Raw genomic sequence first — 14,894 nt, 5'->3', positions numbered from 1 at the left:
TGCTCGTCAACGGGTCAATTAGAACCGCAGAGCTTTTCTCTTCGAACTTTCTGTTGGCATCCCGACCCGACGGCGCTCCTACCGATGTCAATCGCAGCCGAACAGCCTCACGTGAGGAAGACATCATGCGAAAAGGATCGAACCGGAACCCGTGGTCGCGTCGGACGTCCGTCGTCGGCGGAGCCGCGCTGAGCGCGCTCGTACTCGGCCAACTGGCCCTCACCGTACCGGCGGCGGCGATCCCCGGCCTGAGCATCAAGACGACGACCGGTCCCAGCAACAGTGTCGCGAAGTCGCAGAGCGCGACCTGCCCGGCCGGCACCAAGGTCATCGGCGGTGGCGGCGCGATCACCGGTTCCGGCCTCGGGCAGGTCGGCATGGACATCATGCGGCCGCTGATCGGCGGGGACGCGTACTCGGTGACCGGCCGTGAGGACGAGAACGGCGTCGCCGGCAACTGGGCGGTCACGGCGAGCGCGGTGTGCGCCACGCCGCCCGCGGGCCTGGTGACTGTCTCCGGCAGCTCGACGCCCAGCTTCGGCACCTCGAACTGGTTCGAGAAGTCCTGCCCGGAGGGCAAGCACGCCATCGGCGTCGGTGGCGCGGTCGTCGGGGCGTCGAACAGCGAAGTCGTCCTCGAGGATCTGCGCATCCACCAGAAGAGCGTCGTGGTGGCGGGTGCCGAGGACGGCACCGGCTTCACCGACACCTGGTGGCTGGACGCCACCGCGATCTGCGCCGACCCGCTGCCCGGCGAGCAGCGTGTGATCAACGACAGTGTCTACAGTTCCGAATCCGTCCGGTCGGTCACCGCCACCTGCCCGACGGGCACGCGCGTGCACGGGGTGGGCGGCGAGATCCTCGGCGGCGATGGCCAGGTGCGCCTGACCGAGATGCGGGCCACGACCTCGACCGTCGTCACCGTCCGTGCCATGGAGGACGAGGACGGCTTCAGCAGCAACTGGAAGGTTCGCGCGTACGCCGTCTGCGCGAACTGACCCTCCGGTACCCCCTGGTCCCGTGCCGGCTTGCCCGGCGCGGGACCGGCAGGTCGCCGGGCTTCCGCTCGGTGAACGACGGCTGCGCCGCACTGGGCAGTGTCGGCCTGGGCCGGGACACACCACCGAGGCCACCGTGCAGGACCGCTGCTTCACCCTGCCCGATCCGGCCCCAACGACCATCTGCGGGTATGGCCTGTCGGGAGTCCGGCTACCGGGTGCTGCGCTGCGCTGTCACGGCGTTGCGGCATCGACCGGGTGAGTCTTCACCACGTCGGTGCCGCGGAGCTTCGTCAGCACAGCGTCGAAGGCGAGCCCGGCAACGAACCCGACTGGCACGACGAAGTATCCGAGACGAGCGGCGCTGTCTCCCTGAAGCAGATTCGGGTTGGTGGTGAGCTGCGCCGCGAGAAAGAGGACAGCGGACAGCCCACCAGCGGCAGCGCCGGACACCGCAGCGCGCAGCCACTCGCCGACCTCGTCGAAGACGTTGCGGATCAGCGCCCCGGACACCGCCGCGCACAGCGGTCCGAAGACGAGCAGACTCACCGCCACCCAGGTGCCGGGCTGCCACGCCGTGGCCGCAGGCAGCGTGGCGAGACCCGCCGCCAGGAAGATCAACGCGGACAACAGGCTCCATGCGCGACGGCGCGTCTCGGCGGTTGTCTGACGCTGCATCTGTCTCTGCTCGCTCAAGCGCCGTTCGTGCTGCCGTAGCAGTGACGCGACGACGACTTCTGCTGAGCCAGAACGCCACCTGGACACCATCGCCGACAAGTCTTGCTCAGACGCGGCGTCCGGCTCACCGTGCATACGTTGCCACGCCTTTTCGGCAGCACCCCCGAACGTGCCGATCGGCGCGACTGCGACTCGTCGGGACAGCGCAATGAGCCCGGCGATGAACGTCGACCGTCCTCCGCCGATGAGCAGAACCGCATCGACGTGCAGCAGTGCACGGTAGAACGAGACCTCCCAGTCGGATGTGGGCTCGGGTCGCGCGTCGAAGAGTTCGGGGTTGGATCGCGCTTCGGGAAAATCTATGGGATCAGCCCGATACGGACCGCGCACCTCGATGGCTCCCGGCCTCGCCTGGCCGGACTCGGCGTAACCGCGCACTACGGCGGACTCGACGAAGCCGTCGTCGCTGCTGAAGACCACCAGCCGGCATCCATGCTGTGCCAGCTCCCGCCCGATTTCCTCGGCGGCGCGGGCGGCGACCGCCACGTCACGCAGCGGTGGATCGTAGGAGCGCCCTGTCGCCAGGCTGCCCACTGCAGCCACCGTCGGCGCGCTCATGCCACCTCCCGCGCGATGCCGGCAACGATCTTGGTCGGAGACATCCGAGTGGCGCGACGGTATTCCAGCTGGCTGAACAGATCCACGCCCGAGTCGGCGAGCAGCACCGGAAAGACCCGCATTCGACCGCTGAGAGCGGCATCCATCATCCGTCGCCCTTCTTCCATGCAGTAAGAGCTCGCGACATAGTTCGGCGACAGCAGGGGCACTCCGATCGCGGCCGTCGCCAAGCTGGCCAGCATGTGGTCGAGCCATCGTGCGCCGTGCGGTATCGCGGCCGGCTTCCGGTAGTCGAAGACTTCCTGGAAAGCGTTACCGAGCTCGGCGCCGATTCGATCGGCGTACTCGTGATCTTCCTTCGCGTAGCTGAGGAACACGAGGTGGTTCAGCTTGGCAGCCGATCGAAAATAATCCTGGGCGTCGATCCGATTGTCGATCAGACTTGGCTCACCTGTGATCTGCCCGATCCGTTCCTCTAAGGCAACTTGGAGAAGTTCCGGCTCGCTCCACCGAATAAGGTCCTTTGTGTAGTGTGAGGCGAGTTCGCCGTAGACCAGTTCTTCGGTTGCGACGTCCGGTGGTCCATCCATCGGCCCAATCCGCAGGACAGGTATCCCATGGCCCCGCAGGAACGCCACTGCGGCCGCGGCCGACGGTTGGCTCATGTCGGCCAGTACCCAGTCGCACCTCTGGAGCTGCGCGGTGAAGCCACCGTCGAGGGCAATAGGCCAGGGCAGGACTTCCACCGCATAGTTGAACGCCTCGACGGCGGCTGCGGCAGCGTCTCGCGCGCCGCCCGTTGGCGGTACAAGCAATCCGACCGCGGCGGCGTCGCGCGCCGGGAGCTTCTGGGTGTGGTTGCCGATCGATCGGCAGAACATGGCGAACTCGTTGCGAAGATGCCGCCGTGCCGTCTCCATGCCTTGGCTGAGGATCTCCTGCGCCGAGTAGCGGAGGCTGACGGCGCCCGGCGGCCCCTGCAGTCTGTTGCCGAACCGGCGGTCGATGAACAGGATCGACGGCTTGCGGTAGCGCATCGCCATGTCGAGCTCGAGCTTGAAGTACCGGGTGGCCCGCACCAGATCTGCGGCCGGCAGATGCTCAAACGGATCGTCGCTCAGCGAGTAGATGCCAGCGAAGACCTCGACGTCGCGGATCATGCGTTCCAAGCGGGTCGTGCTCGTGGCCTTCAGCCCTCGGTCGACCTCGAACTGAACATCGGCGACCTGGTCAATCAGGTCGAAGAACTGCAGGTTCACCGCAGGCGACCGGTAGCGGTGGCTGAGGAAAACCTTGACGTTAAGCCGGTCACTGGGAACGGTCACCTGCTGACGATTGCAAGCACCTGCGTGGCCGTCAAGAACCACAGGTACCGACTCGGATGCCCCAGCCGCTTGTCCTCGTCCTGTCCGGGCCGTCGGTGGGGTACTCAAGGGTTCTGCCGAAGGGTGTGACCTTGCCTCACGTTGGCGGTAACGCCGAGGGGAGTGGATGGTTCTGCCATCCCAAGGGCCGATAGGTGGTCGGAAGAAGACTGGCCTTGAACATCGTCAGTCAGAGCGAAGCGACCATCAATGGTGCCTGCTCAGCTTGACGAACAACAGGTAGGCGGCAACATACAACATCAGAGCCAGCGATATGGCAAGAGATGTCACGGTCGCGATGGTCGGGACTCTCGGATCGTGGAACAGGATGACGAATGCGTATAATTGAAAACCCGCGAGAGCGGCGATTCCCGCCCAAGTATCAACCATTCTCATCGCCTGGTGCAAGCGGTCAACTCCAGGGTGCTCATGGATGTCGAGGCGTGTGGGGCTGGCATGAGTCGACATCGGGCCGTTCCATGGGCTGAGCAGGGGCACCAGCCCGGACGCCTCCCAGTTCGGTAGGTGCTTGCCGGCCACCTCGCGGAAGATGCGGCGATAGAAGACGGAAAGTTGCAGGACGGTGACGGCGCGGAGAGCCATGAGCATCATGGCGACCGGGATGACAAGCCTCAAAGGGGAGATGTCCTGGATCTTCATTCCCAGCAGTTCGGCCTCCAGCAGGTTGCTGTAGGTGAGGATGATGAATGCAGCCCCGAGGCCGACTCCACGTTTCACCGCTCGACTGGCGTCTCGTCCCTGGTCTTCTTGGATCTGCAAGAGTCGCGACAAGAAGAAGCGTAGATCATCTTTGTCGACATCGCCGCCTCGAAGAAGCATTGTTGCCCGCTGTTCAAGCGTAAGCCTATCCACGAAAATGAATGATATCGAGTGTGGGCAACGGCAGGATGCGGCGTGAACTGCCTTCCACGATCAGCGGCAGATCCGGACGTCGCGGCGGTGCGCCTTGGCCCATGGACAGCCATCGGTCCTCCGGTCCACGCGGGTCGGATTGTTACGGCCGGCCGATAGGGTTGCCCGCATGTCATCGATGCCGTTGCTGCCTGAGACCCGACGTGCGCTGGTGCATCGGTTGGCCACTGGTCAGGTAGCGGGTCGGGCGCCGTCGGTGGTCGCTGCCGTGGTGCGTGATGCCCGTCCGGTATGGCAGGGCGGGTGGGGCACGGTGGACGGCCAGGTGCCCGACGGCGATGTCCAGTACCGGATCGGTTCGATCACCAAGACGTTCCTGGCGGTGCTGGTGCTTCGCCTGCGCGACGAGGGGCGACTCGCGCTCACCGACCCGTTGGGGAAGCATCTGCCCGGCACGCCGACGGGTGAGGCCACGATCGGTGCCCTGCTGGCGCACACCGCCGGGCTGATCGCTGATGCGCCCGGCCCGTGGTGGGAACGAACCCCGGGCACGCTGCGTCCCGACCTGGCCGACGTGCTGGGCAGCGATCCGCTGGTGGGTCCGGCCGGACAGCGCCACCACTACTCCAATCCCGGCTATGCGCTGCTCGGCGCGCTGGTGCAGCGGGTTCGTGGCCAGGCGTGGGGTGGGGTGCTGCGGCGTGAGGTGCTGGAGCCGCTCGCGATGACCCGTACCACCCTGCTGCCGGTCGCGCCGCACGCCACGGGTTGGGCGGTGCATCCGTGGGCCGATGTGCTGCTGGCGGAGCCTGCCGTGGACACCGGTCTGATGGCGCCTGCCGGGCAGTTGTGGTCGACCACGACGGATCTGGCCCGGTTCGCCGCGTTCCTCATCGACGGCGACAATCGGGTGCTGCATCCGGACACCGTCGCGCAGATGCGTAACCCGACGAGCCCGCCTGAGGCGACGGACTGGCACATCGGTTACGGGCTCGGCATGCAGCTGCTGCGCCGCGACGGTCGGCTGCTGGTCGGGCACACCGGCTCGATGCCGGGCTTCGTCGCGACCGTGTGGGTTAGCCCCGATGACGCCCTAGGCGCGGTCGTGATGGCCAACGTGACCGCCGGCCTGTCCGCCGGTGGTCTCGCCGCTGACCTGCTGCAGACGGTTGCCGAGCGGGAGCCGCGGGTCCCGGCCCCGTGGCGTCCACTGCCCTCGATCGACCCGCAGCTACTGGATCTCGCCGGCCCGTGGTATTGGGGGCCAGCCCCTTACCTGCTACGCCCACAGGCTGACGGCTTCATGGAGTTGACCCCGTTGTCCGGCGGGAACGGCACCCGGCTGCGCCCCACCGGCGACGGCGGCTGGGAGGGGATCAACGGCTACTTCGCCGGCGAACGGCTGCGGGTGCAACGCGATGTGAGCGGTACCGTCAGCCACCTCGACCTCGGCAGCTTCGTCTTCACCCGACAGCCCTACGAACCCGCCACGCCAGTGCCGGGCGGGGTCGACCCGGCAGGCTGGCAGGCCGGCTGACCCCACGAACGCACCGACCTCGGCACGCAACCCAACACCCTCGGCCCGCATCGACATCACCTCGGCGACGCGCGCCTCGCGGGAAGCGGATACCGGCCGCGCGGCGAATGCGCCCAGTCACGGATGGCGGCGCCTGCGGTGAACGGTCCCGCCGTAGAGATGCACCCGATGGTCGACCTCCCGGTCCGGCTGCCGGTGTACGAAGTGGTCCGAAGCCACCTGACCGTAGCTGACATGCACCAGCCAATCCTCGTAGTACCAGCTCGGATTGCAGGCGCAGCCGGTGAACCGAAAGTTCGCCCGGTAACGGCCAACCTGCCCTGGGGTCAGCATGAACAATCGAGTCGAGGCGTACGGTCGCGGATAGCCGGCCGAACCGGGTAGCCGGTCGACGGTGACCGTCTTTCCGTTACGGCCGAGCCAGAGGCCGATGCTGCGGGCCTGCTCGACGCCGCCGTCGAGCACCTCGTCATGGCGTTCGTAGTCGACCGCCTCGTCAGCCAGGACCTCGTGGATCACTACGTCGCCTTCCGGTAGTGACCAAGGCAGCGGCACTGCCTGGTCGAGGCCACGACGCACGTTCGCGGCCGGCGCGCCGCGTGCCTTGGCCGTCCACCGCACACGAACCCGCTGAATAACGATCACACCTCAGCTTGGCGCAGCCCGCGCCTCACCCGCCAGCCAGTATCCGCGACCCGCTCGATTGCCGGGGAGCGGTGGGCAGACCGGCTGCTTCGGGGCCCGCTCGACGATCGATGTCAGCGCAGGTCGAGTCGCATGAGTACGCGCGGGAAGCCGGCGAGTACCGAGGTGGTGTCGGCCGCCTTCACGAAGCCGGCGTGCTCGAAGATGGCGCGGGTGCCGACGTAGGCCATGGTGAGGTCGACCTTGTCGCCGCGGTAGCCGACGGGGTAGCCCTCGACGGCTGGCGCGCTGTGCTCGCGGGCGAAGGCGATGGCGCCGGCAAGGAGGTGGTGCACGATGCCCCGCATACGCCGGCCAGGCCGTACCCGGAAGCACCACACGGGAGGGGGACTCATCCCGACGTGGTCACCGTTGGTGTTCGACGACACCACCGTGCTCACCTGACCGCAGCAGGTCGGGCGCGGAATCCGTTGTCGGCGGGTTTCAACTATCCCGGGCTGGCCTGCGACGCAGGCCCCGAGGGGTGAACGAGAAGGAGTCAGGAAACCTTCCTGGCCGGTGACGTACGGCAAGAACCACCGGTTCGGGGTGGATGCCCAGCAGTCCCGTCTCGCCTGCGGCGTCCGCGAAGGCGTTCCACAGGTGAAAGCAGATCAGGTCGTAGTCGGGATCGGCCACGGTGTAGGCGAGTGTCTTGGGATAGAACGGGTTGGTTCCGCCGATCCACACCGACGGGGGCCCGAACGTCTCGATGACCTCAGACATGGTGCGGTCCTGCGTCACCCACCCACCGATGTCGGTGCTCATCCGGTGAAACTCCACCTCGGACAATGCCCGGTCGAGCTCAAACGAGCGCAGTCCGGGATAGCCTTGCCGTATATGGCTACCTATCGCAGCGCCTCAGTGCTTCTTTCCTCGGACGGCACCAGGACCCCCGGCACCGCCGCACTCTTCGCCGAGCCCGCCCGCAGGGGCGGGATCCCGCCGTGGGCAGGTGACTTCCGACCCGCCAACAGCGCCGGCAACGGCCCCAAGAACGCGGTCGGGAAGACCTTTACGTTGGAGTTGCCCGACGGCAGCACCGGCAAGGTCGTGGTCCAGGGCCTCAAGCGCGGGAAGGGAGGCGTCGTGCTGGCGTTGATGGGCGAGGACGCACCCCCCTTTTGATCAGGCACCTGATCGCTGCCGACGGCTGGCGGTGGTGGTTGAGCGCGGGCAGCGCGGGGCTGGTGGTGTTGCCGTACTGGCAGGGTGCGCCCTGGCCTGCGGTGGTGGCGGCGGTCTTCGGAGTGATCGTGGTCGGTGCGTGGGCGTGGGGCACCCGGAGCGGCCGTGTTGTGGGCGTGGTCGTCGGTGTCGGTTTCATCGTCGTGCTGGCCGCGGTGTTCGCCGTCTCGCAGTGGCCCCGAGGACTGCCCGTCGCGCCGTGGCTCGACTGGTTCGTGGTGTGGTTGCTGGTCGCTGCGGTGTGCCTGGCGGCGCTGGTCATCGATCACGTCAGGCATGCCGCCGCGGCGGAGGGGACTGGCCAACGGTTCGGTGGTTCGCCTCCGTGGTGCCGCTGGCCACCGTGGTGATGCTGTGCGGCTGCGGGCTCGGCATTGCCCAGATCGATGGCGACGGCAGGTTTCGGACACCTGTTCGCGAAGACGAGATTCTTCCGCTGCCGAGGTCGCTGCGCCTGGTCTCGGCTGACCTGTGTGCCTCCGGTGGGAGCAGCGGCAACTGTACGGCTGAGTTCGTGGTTGCGTCCTCCGACGCTGCCGGCCGGGAAACGACCGTGACCCGGCTCGTCGCGCACCTGCGCGACACCGGATGGGCGCTGCAACCCGAACGAGGGAGTTACTCCGGCAGCCGCGAGGTCAGCGGACTCCTGCGCTGGAGGCCGCACCGACTATGGCTGTACGCCGAAGCCGAACCCGCAGTGGTGCGGCAACCGGCGACCCCACACGACGCAGTGAACGTGCACATCGACAACCTCTGACACGGCCCCACGTGGATCTGCCGCATCTCGGTGCGCTGCTGATGAGGACGCTGCTCTTCGCCGAGAGGCCTTACCGAAGACTCGGTGGAATCTGGGCCGCTGCGCGGAGGCCATCCTCGTCCTGCGCCCGGTGCACAGGACGAGGATGGCTCAGCAGTTGCGGGAATCAGCTTGCGGTGCAGGTGGCGGTGGTTCCGCTGCTGTTACCGGCGCCCTGGAATCCGAAACTGGTGCTCTGGCCCGCGGTCAGTTGTCCGTTGTACTGCTCGTTCGTGACGGTGACGGTGCCGCTCGTACCGCTGCGGACGCCGTTCCAGACGTTGACCACCGACGCGCCGCTTGGCAGGTTGAGGGTGACCCGCCAGCCGTTGAGCGCGGTGGTTCCCGCGGTGACGGTGACCTGGGCGACGAATCCGCCGTTCCACTGGTCCTGGACGGTGTAGACCGCAGTGCAGGATCGGTTCCCACCGGGCGGCGGGGTGGTCGGGGGTGGGGTGGTGGTCGGGGGTGGGGTGGTGGGCGGCGGGGTGGTCGGGGGTGGGGTGGTGGGCGGCGGGGTGGTCGGGGGTGGGGTGGTGGGCGGCGGGGTGGTCGGAGGAGGCGTGGTAGGCGGTGGCGTGGTGGCCGGCGGACCGCCGTCGAGCGTCAGCTTCCAGCCTTCAAGCATGCCTGCGTACGAGGCGACGTTCTGGATCCGTAGCTTCCAGGTGCCGGCTGTCGGCTTGCTCGACAGGTCGGTGATGAAGGCTTCGCGGGCGTTTGCCCGATACGACCCGACGAGGCTCTCCTTGAGCAGGAAGGCCTGTCCGTCCGGCGTGATGAGGGAGAGTCGCAGGTCTCGGTTGTACTGGTGACCGATGTTGGTTTCGATGTAGCTGGTGGTCGACGGTGCCCGGCCGCAGTCGGCCACGCTGATCGGCGATTCGATCGTGCCGTTCTCCGGGATCCGTACGTCGGCGGTGGCGATACCGCCGCAGGCCGGCGGCGGGAGGTCGACGCCGGCCAGGTTGAGCGTCCACGAGTCGAGGAACCCGGTGCCCTGGTACAGGTTGTCGCTGACGTAGAGCTGCCAGGTGCCGTTCGCCGTCTCCGAGGAGAAGTCATAGGTGAACGTGTAGTCGACGCGCTTGCTGCCTCCGCCGGTGTGGTCCAGCAGGTGGTACCAGTTGCCGCTGGGTGAGATCAGTCGGACGTCGAGTTCGCTGATGTTGGCGTGGGAGAGGTGTACCTCGACCGTGCTGTTGCGGGCGGCGACGCCGGGACAGCCGGTGATGGTGATGGGGGCGTACACGTTGTGGCCCTCACTGATCACCCGGTCGGTGCCGTCCGAGGCGACGCAGCCGGCCGGGTTGTCGATGCGCAACTGGTACGCCACCGGCCGGATCGCGTCGGTTCCGGTGCCGATCACCGAGATGGTGTAGCTGCCGGCCAGCATCGTCGCCGCGGTGCTGACCGTGAGCGTGGTGCTTCCATTCGAGGAGATGTTCGTCGGTGCGAAGGTGGCCGTCACCCCCTCGGGCAGACCGCTGACGGCCAGTGAGACCGGCTGGGCGGCGCCACGGGTGACGGTGCCGGTGATCGTGGTCGAGACTGTGCCACCGGGCGTGACGGTGCCGCTGGCGGGGGTGGCGGTCAGGGTGAAGTCGTTGGCCGGCACGGTGGAGTTGACGTGCAGCAGTCGGTTAGGGGAGCCGATGCCCGCATCGGTCACCACGCCGGGGGTGGCGTTGTCCAGCAGTGCCTGGGTCACCTGCGCCGGGGTGTAGGTGGGGTTGTTGGCCAGGATGAGCGCGGCGGCCCCGGCGACGTGCGGGGCGGCCATCGAGGTTCCGGAGGCCGTACGGGTGGAGGTGTTGCCGTCGATGTATGCCGAGGTGATGTCGACCCCGGGCGCGAACAGGTCCACACACGGACCGATGTTGGAGAACGCCGCGCGGGCGTCGTTCGGGCCGGTGGCGGCCACGGTGATCGCCTCGGGGACGGAGGCCGGGGTGGTCGTGCACGCGTCGGCGCCGTTCTCGTTGCCCGCCGACACCACATAGGTGACGCCGTCGGCGATCGACCGTTGCACGGCGTCGACCATGGGCTGGTACGCCGGGCCGCCGAGGCTCATGTTCGCCACCGCCAGCTCTCCCGGGTCGTGGTCGCCGGTCACCCAGTCGACCCCGGCGAGCACCTGCGCGGTGGTGCCCCGGCCGTTGCAGTTGAACACCCGTACGCCCACCAGTTGCACAGCCTTGGCCACCCCGTAGGTGGAGCCGCCGAGCGTACCGGCGACATGGGTGCCGTGGCCGTGGCAGTCGTTGGCGTCGGCGTCCCCCTCCATGAAGTCCCAGCCGGACACGGCCCGCCCGCCGAAATCGGCGTGCGCCACGTTGATGCCGGAGTCGATGACGTACGCCCGCACGGCCGGGGTGACCCGGGGGTAGGTGTACGAGTTGTCCAGCGGCAACGCACGCTGGTCGATCCGGTCCAGACCCCAGGACGGGGTGGGGCTCTGCACGTCCGACACGGACACGGTGTGGTTCTGCGTCACCGAGGCCACCGCCGGGTTGGCGGCGAGCCGACGGGCACTCCGTTCGGAGAGTCGGGCCTCGAAGCCGCGCAGGGCGTGCCGGTAGATCCGGTTGACGTCGCCGCCCTGCCGTGCCGCGAGGGTGCGGGCGGTGGTGTCCACTGCGGAGGCCCCTACGGCGGAGTCTCGCAACACGACGAGGTAGGAGCCGGCCACGGCGGTCGGGCCGCCGGCGGCGAGGATGTCACCCTCGGCCGGGGCGGCGCTGGCGGGCAGGGTGGTCGCGGTGAAGGTCAGTACGGTCGCCGCGGCGATGGCGGAGCGGAGCAGGGAGCGCCTGCGTGGTCCTGCCGGTGTCATGTGTACCTCCCCTGACGAAGGCCACGCGCCCAGAACCGGCCGCGTGGGATCGCCCGGTGCTCGTCCGCGAACGACCACCGGAGACGTCGGTCGGCTGGCCCGGTGTGAGAGGTGGTGACCCTGGGGCCGACGGTGGCTCAGCCCGAAGCTGAGTGACCTAAGTCGATATCACAATCCTTCATGATTATTTTGTTGTCAACAAAAGTTTCACTGGGTGGGGCAGCGGAGGCAGGAGGGTCGGCCGGGCGTGCCGGAGTTCCCGTCCACAGTGTCAGCACGTACGGTGGCGGGACGAGCCTCGCAACGGCGTGCAGGAGGATGCTCGGCGATGACCCCGACGGTGGACTTCTGGTTCGACCCAAGCTGCCCGTACACCTGGATCACGTCACGATGGATCATCGAGGCGGCGACGGTACGGCCACTCGACATCCGCTGGCGGGTCATGAGCCTCTCGGTTCTCAACGAGCACCGGGAGGTCGATCCCGAGGGTGACACCGAGGGATACCTGTGGGGTCCGGTGCGCGTCTGCGCGGCCGTGGAACAGCGGTACGGTCAGGACGGGCTGGCCCGCTTCTACACCGCTTACGGGACCCGGGTGCACGGGGGAGGGGAGTGGGTCGAGTTCGGCGAGGTCCTGTCCGATGCGGGGTTCGCCGAGGACCTGGCCGAGGTCGCCGGGACGCACGAGTTCGACGAGGTGGTCCGGGCCTCGCACGCCGAGGGCATCGCCCTGGTCGGCGACCATGTCGGCACCCCGGTGGTCGCCGTCGAGGATGCGACCGGAAGCCGTGTCGCCTTCTTCGGCCCGGTGATCTCCAGGATCCCCCGTGGGGAGGAGGCGGGCCGCCTCTTCGACGGCGCCGTCCTGGTCGCCGGGGTGTCCGGTTTCCACGAGCTGAAGGGCCGGCCACACGCGGAGCCGCAGTTCGGCGGGTAACGCTCCAGCGCTCCGCCACCCGAGCCGGTCAGCGGGTGGCGCCCGGGAGGCCGGCACGATCAGGCCGGGCGTTCGGACCGCTCCGCAGACCCGATCCAGGGAAATGGCTCGATGGCGAAGACGACCTCGACCGGCACCTGGAAGTACGCCGCGATGCGCAACGCAAGGTAGAGGCTCGGGGCGTACTCGCCACGTTCCAGGTACCCGATCGTCTGGTAGTGCACCTGCAGCGCCTCCGCGAGCTGCCGCCGTGAGATCGCGCGTTCGGCGCGCAGCATGGCGATCCGGTTGTACACCGGACCGCCTGCGCCGGCGCCGCCCGCGCGGTGCAACGTCGACTTGTCAGCCAATGCGTTTCATGGCTTCCTGCTGGCGGTCCTGCACCTTGGAACCGGACTCGCGACGTGCCGAGCGGCGCAGCACGATCGGCGCCAGCAGCAGGCCCACGATCGCCCAGGCGGTCAGCACCCCGGCGGTCTCCAGGTGCCGCCAACTGCCGGTAATCTCCACGGCCGCCGCCGCGTCGGGCAGAAAGACGGACCGGGTGCCGAGTCCCAGCCAGTAGACGGGGAACACCTGGGCGATGTTCTGCACCCAGACCGGCAGGCTCTGGATCGGATAGAGAATCCCGGAGATGCCGACCAAGGCCATCGTGGGGAAGATCCCCCACGTGTTCGCCGCCCTCGGACCCTTGACCAGCGATCCGACGATCATGCCCAGGGGCAGGGTTGCCAGCAGCCCGAGCACGAACACCCAGACCAGGGTGAGCCACCGGCTGGCGTCCAGCGACGCCAGGCCGTCCACCAGCAGGAGGCTGGGTATCAGGATGAGAATCAGCAACGGCAGCGTACCCATGGACAGTCCCAGCACCCGGCCGCTCAGATAGCCGATGATGCCCTGCGGAATGGTCTTGGCCCGCAAGAGGGTGCCGTCCTCCCGCTCGGCTGCCAGCGAGTAGGCCGCACCGCCCATCGCCTGGAAGGCCAGCAGGCCGCCGAGCAGGCTCGGCATGACGACGGTGGCCAGGGACAGGTCGGTGCCCTCGACCGTCGAGTTGCGCTGGAAGAACAGCACTGCCAGGAAGACGGCCGCGAGCAGCACGTAGTAGACGACGTCACCCACGTTCGTCAGGCTCTGCCGGAACTCGATCCATCCCCGAAGCAGCCCGAGGCGGACGGCATGCGTCGTCGGGTTCATGCCCGTGCCTCCTTGAACGACTCGGCCGCCTCCGTGACCCGGCCGGCTTCGTGCTGGCGAACCATGGCCATGTAGGTGTCCTCCAGGCTAGCCCGGCGTACCTCCAGGTCCTCGACCCGGTCACCGTATTGGCGGAACAGGTCCTGCACGAAGCGCGTCACGGCGGTGGCGGAGTGCACGAAGTGCTCGCCGTCGACACTCCAACGCACCTCGGCGCGATTGGACACCTGCCGTGCGAGCTGATCCGCGCTGCCGTCGGCCACGATCTTGCCACCGGCGAGGATGAGGATCCGGTCGCTGAGCTTCTCCGCCTCGTCCAGATCGTGGGTGGTGAGCAGCACGGTGGTGTCCTCCAGGTCGACCAGCCGGTGCACCACGTCATGGAAGTCGCGCCGTGCCTCCGGGTCGAACCCGACGGTGGGCTCGTCGAGGAACAGCACCTCCGGTCGCCCGACAATGCCGATCGCCACGTCCAGCCGGCGGCGCTGGCCGCCGGAGAGCGCGGTGACCTTCTGTCGCGCGTGTGCCCGGAGACCGACGGTCTCGAGCAGCTCATCGACGTCGCGCGGTCGTCGGCGGCCGGGCACCGAGTACGGTCGGTAGTACTCCCCGAGATGGGTGAGCAGTTCGTGTACCCGCCACCGACCGTGGTCGCGCCACGACTGCAGCACGATGCCGAGTCGGGCTCGCCAGTGTTCACCGCCCTTCGCCGGATCCTCGCCGAGGACGCGGACCTCACCCGCCGACCGCATCCGGAAGCCTTCGAGAATCTCGATCGTGCTGGTCTTGCCGGCTCCGTTCGGTCCGAGCAGAGCGACCACCTCGCCCCGTCGGGCGTGGAAGTTCACCCCGGTGAGCACGTCCTTGTGTCCGTACCGCATACGTAAGTCGCGGACGTCGATCGTGATCGCCTCGTCGGGTGGATCGACGGTCGGCGCTGCCCTTTCCAGATTCTGCGCGCTTGCCATCGGCTGCGCCCTTCCCGGTAGGGTTCTAGTACGAAAGATAGTACACCTACTACATATCTACGTTGTCCTGGTGCCTCGCGGTGCACGGAAGGTAACCGGGCGAGCACAGGGAAGCGCGGGCGGGTGCGGGTCAGACACCCCAGGAGCTGAGGTGTCAAGCTGCGGCGGTTAGCTCACGGTGTGACCAGGCAGTGTTCTTGTCGTAGACGGTGGTGGTTTT

Annotated in this window: 16 protein-coding genes; 6 read left to right on the top strand and 10 right to left on the bottom strand. The window is 67.9% G+C overall.

Annotation, left to right across the window (positions count from 1 at the left end; all coding sequences use genetic code 11):
* Nucleotides 1–53: 53 nt before the first annotated feature.
* Nucleotides 54–998, top strand: a complete 945-nt coding sequence (locus ACGFIK_RS18840) for a hypothetical protein (RefSeq protein ID WP_327025689.1) — start codon at nucleotides 54–56, stop codon at nucleotides 996–998.
* A gap of 234 nt (nucleotides 999–1,232) precedes the next feature.
* On the opposite strand, the gene ACGFIK_RS18835 is transcribed toward ACGFIK_RS18840, so the two are convergent.
* The 3 genes from ACGFIK_RS18835 to ACGFIK_RS18825 all read right to left on the bottom strand — a co-directional run bounded on the left by ACGFIK_RS18835 (nucleotide 1,233) and on the right by ACGFIK_RS18825 (nucleotide 4,531).
* A complete protein-coding gene (locus tag ACGFIK_RS18835; protein WP_327025690.1) occupies nucleotides 1,233–2,294 on the bottom strand; it encodes a hypothetical protein in 1,062 nt (353 codons plus the stop codon).
* Entirely contained in the window at nucleotides 2,291–3,619 is a 1,329-nt protein-coding gene (locus tag ACGFIK_RS18830) for a toll/interleukin-1 receptor domain-containing protein (protein ID WP_327025691.1), read from the bottom strand. Before ACGFIK_RS18830 ends, ACGFIK_RS18835 begins: the two co-directional genes overlap by 4 nt.
* A 246-nt stretch (nucleotides 3,620–3,865) precedes the next feature.
* The gene (locus tag ACGFIK_RS18825; protein WP_327025692.1) at nucleotides 3,866–4,531 is read right to left on the bottom strand and encodes a hypothetical protein; all 666 of its coding nucleotides are present in this window, start codon (nucleotides 4,529–4,531) and stop codon (nucleotides 3,866–3,868) included.
* A 178-nt stretch (nucleotides 4,532–4,709) separates the two neighbouring features.
* Here ACGFIK_RS18825 and ACGFIK_RS18820 point away from each other — a divergent pair, with 178 nt between their 5' ends.
* Nucleotides 4,710–6,068, top strand: coding sequence for a serine hydrolase domain-containing protein (locus tag ACGFIK_RS18820; protein WP_327025693.1), 1,359 nt, complete (start codon nucleotides 4,710–4,712; stop codon nucleotides 6,066–6,068).
* 117 nt (nucleotides 6,069–6,185) lie between these two features.
* Here ACGFIK_RS18820 and ACGFIK_RS18815 read toward each other — a convergent pair whose 3' ends face one another.
* The 3 genes from ACGFIK_RS18815 to ACGFIK_RS18805 all read right to left on the bottom strand — a co-directional run bounded on the left by ACGFIK_RS18815 (nucleotide 6,186) and on the right by ACGFIK_RS18805 (nucleotide 7,520).
* Nucleotides 6,186–6,689: a hypothetical protein gene (locus ACGFIK_RS18815; protein WP_393340386.1), complete on the bottom strand. Its 504-nt coding sequence runs from the start codon at nucleotides 6,687–6,689 to the stop codon at nucleotides 6,186–6,188.
* A 137-nt stretch (nucleotides 6,690–6,826) separates the two neighbouring features.
* Nucleotides 6,827–7,048 carry a hypothetical protein gene (locus ACGFIK_RS18810; RefSeq protein ID WP_393340383.1) on the bottom strand — a complete coding sequence of 74 codons (222 nt, stop codon included), beginning with the start codon at nucleotides 7,046–7,048 and terminating at the stop codon, nucleotides 6,827–6,829.
* A gap of 148 nt (nucleotides 7,049–7,196) precedes the next feature.
* A complete protein-coding gene (locus tag ACGFIK_RS18805) occupies nucleotides 7,197–7,520 on the bottom strand; it encodes a hypothetical protein (RefSeq protein WP_327025696.1) in 324 nt (107 codons plus the stop codon).
* Nucleotides 7,521–7,592: 72 nt separating this feature from the next.
* Between ACGFIK_RS18805 and ACGFIK_RS18800 the strand changes: the two genes are divergently transcribed.
* Genes ACGFIK_RS18800 through ACGFIK_RS18790 form a run of 3 tightly spaced genes read left to right on the top strand, consistent with a single transcriptional unit; the run spans nucleotide 7,593 to nucleotide 8,697 of the window.
* A complete protein-coding gene (locus tag ACGFIK_RS18800) occupies nucleotides 7,593–7,880 on the top strand; it encodes a hypothetical protein (RefSeq protein ID WP_327025697.1) in 288 nt (95 codons plus the stop codon).
* The gene (locus ACGFIK_RS18795) at nucleotides 7,877–8,290 is read left to right on the top strand and encodes a hypothetical protein (RefSeq protein ID WP_327025698.1); all 414 of its coding nucleotides are present in this window, start codon (nucleotides 7,877–7,879) and stop codon (nucleotides 8,288–8,290) included. The genes ACGFIK_RS18800 and ACGFIK_RS18795 overlap by 4 nt, the downstream gene beginning before the upstream one ends.
* Nucleotides 8,266–8,697, top strand: a complete 432-nt coding sequence (locus ACGFIK_RS18790) for a hypothetical protein (RefSeq protein WP_327025699.1) — start codon at nucleotides 8,266–8,268, stop codon at nucleotides 8,695–8,697. The genes ACGFIK_RS18795 and ACGFIK_RS18790 overlap by 25 nt, the downstream gene beginning before the upstream one ends.
* A gap of 166 nt (nucleotides 8,698–8,863) precedes the next feature.
* On the opposite strand, the gene ACGFIK_RS18785 is transcribed toward ACGFIK_RS18790, so the two are convergent.
* Entirely contained in the window at nucleotides 8,864–11,572 is a 2,709-nt protein-coding gene (locus ACGFIK_RS18785) for a S8 family serine peptidase (protein ID WP_393340380.1), read from the bottom strand.
* A 328-nt stretch (nucleotides 11,573–11,900) separates the two neighbouring features.
* Between ACGFIK_RS18785 and ACGFIK_RS18780 the strand changes: the two genes are divergently transcribed.
* Complete coding sequence (locus ACGFIK_RS18780; RefSeq protein WP_327025701.1) at nucleotides 11,901–12,509, top strand: disulfide bond formation protein DsbA; 609 nt, start codon at nucleotides 11,901–11,903, stop codon at nucleotides 12,507–12,509.
* 59 nt (nucleotides 12,510–12,568) lie between these two features.
* Here the strand turns inward: ACGFIK_RS18780 and ACGFIK_RS18775 are convergent, their stop codons facing one another.
* The 3 genes from ACGFIK_RS18775 to ACGFIK_RS18765 all read right to left on the bottom strand — a co-directional run bounded on the left by ACGFIK_RS18775 (nucleotide 12,569) and on the right by ACGFIK_RS18765 (nucleotide 14,674).
* Nucleotides 12,569–12,787, bottom strand: coding sequence for a helix-turn-helix domain-containing protein (locus tag ACGFIK_RS18775; protein WP_327027106.1), 219 nt, complete (start codon nucleotides 12,785–12,787; stop codon nucleotides 12,569–12,571).
* 64 nt (nucleotides 12,788–12,851) lie between these two features.
* Entirely contained in the window at nucleotides 12,852–13,706 is an 855-nt protein-coding gene (locus tag ACGFIK_RS18770; protein WP_327025702.1) for an ABC transporter permease, read from the bottom strand.
* The gene (locus ACGFIK_RS18765; protein WP_327025703.1) at nucleotides 13,703–14,674 is read right to left on the bottom strand and encodes an ABC transporter ATP-binding protein; all 972 of its coding nucleotides are present in this window, start codon (nucleotides 14,672–14,674) and stop codon (nucleotides 13,703–13,705) included. The genes ACGFIK_RS18770 and ACGFIK_RS18765 overlap by 4 nt, the downstream gene beginning before the upstream one ends.
* Nucleotides 14,675–14,894: the final 220 nt, after the last annotated feature.

The organism is Micromonospora sp. NPDC048871, assembly GCF_043198155.1.
In the GTDB taxonomy this organism is placed as follows: Bacteria; Actinomycetota; Actinomycetes; order Mycobacteriales; family Micromonosporaceae; genus Micromonospora.
This window is presented reverse-complemented; position numbering and strand designations above follow the sequence as displayed.

What these genes read in the sequence shown, in the direction of transcription:
- ACGFIK_RS18835 (WP_327025690.1), bottom strand. Translation starts at nt 2,294, where the DNA reads ATGAGCGCGCCGACGGTGGCTGCAGTGGGCAGCCTGGCGACAGGGCGC.
- ACGFIK_RS18820 (WP_327025693.1), top strand. Translation starts at nt 4,710, where the DNA reads ATGCCGTTGCTGCCTGAGACCCGACGTGCGCTGGTGCATCGGTTGGCC.
- ACGFIK_RS18805 (WP_327025696.1), bottom strand. Translation starts at nt 7,520, where the DNA reads ATGAGCACCGACATCGGTGGGTGGGTGACGCAGGACCGCACCATGTCT.
- ACGFIK_RS18800 (WP_327025697.1), top strand. Translation starts at nt 7,593, where the DNA reads ATGGCTACCTATCGCAGCGCCTCAGTGCTTCTTTCCTCGGACGGCACC.
- ACGFIK_RS18785 (WP_393340380.1), bottom strand. Translation starts at nt 11,572, where the DNA reads ATGACACCGGCAGGACCACGCAGGCGCTCCCTGCTCCGCTCCGCCATC.
- ACGFIK_RS18780 (WP_327025701.1), top strand. Translation starts at nt 11,901, where the DNA reads ATGACCCCGACGGTGGACTTCTGGTTCGACCCAAGCTGCCCGTACACC.
- ACGFIK_RS18775 (WP_327027106.1), bottom strand. Translation starts at nt 12,787, where the DNA reads ATGCTGCGCGCCGAACGCGCGATCTCACGGCGGCAGCTCGCGGAGGCG.
- ACGFIK_RS18770 (WP_327025702.1), bottom strand. Translation starts at nt 13,706, where the DNA reads ATGAACCCGACGACGCATGCCGTCCGCCTCGGGCTGCTTCGGGGATGG.
- ACGFIK_RS18765 (WP_327025703.1), bottom strand. Translation starts at nt 14,674, where the DNA reads ATGGCAAGCGCGCAGAATCTGGAAAGGGCAGCGCCGACCGTCGATCCA.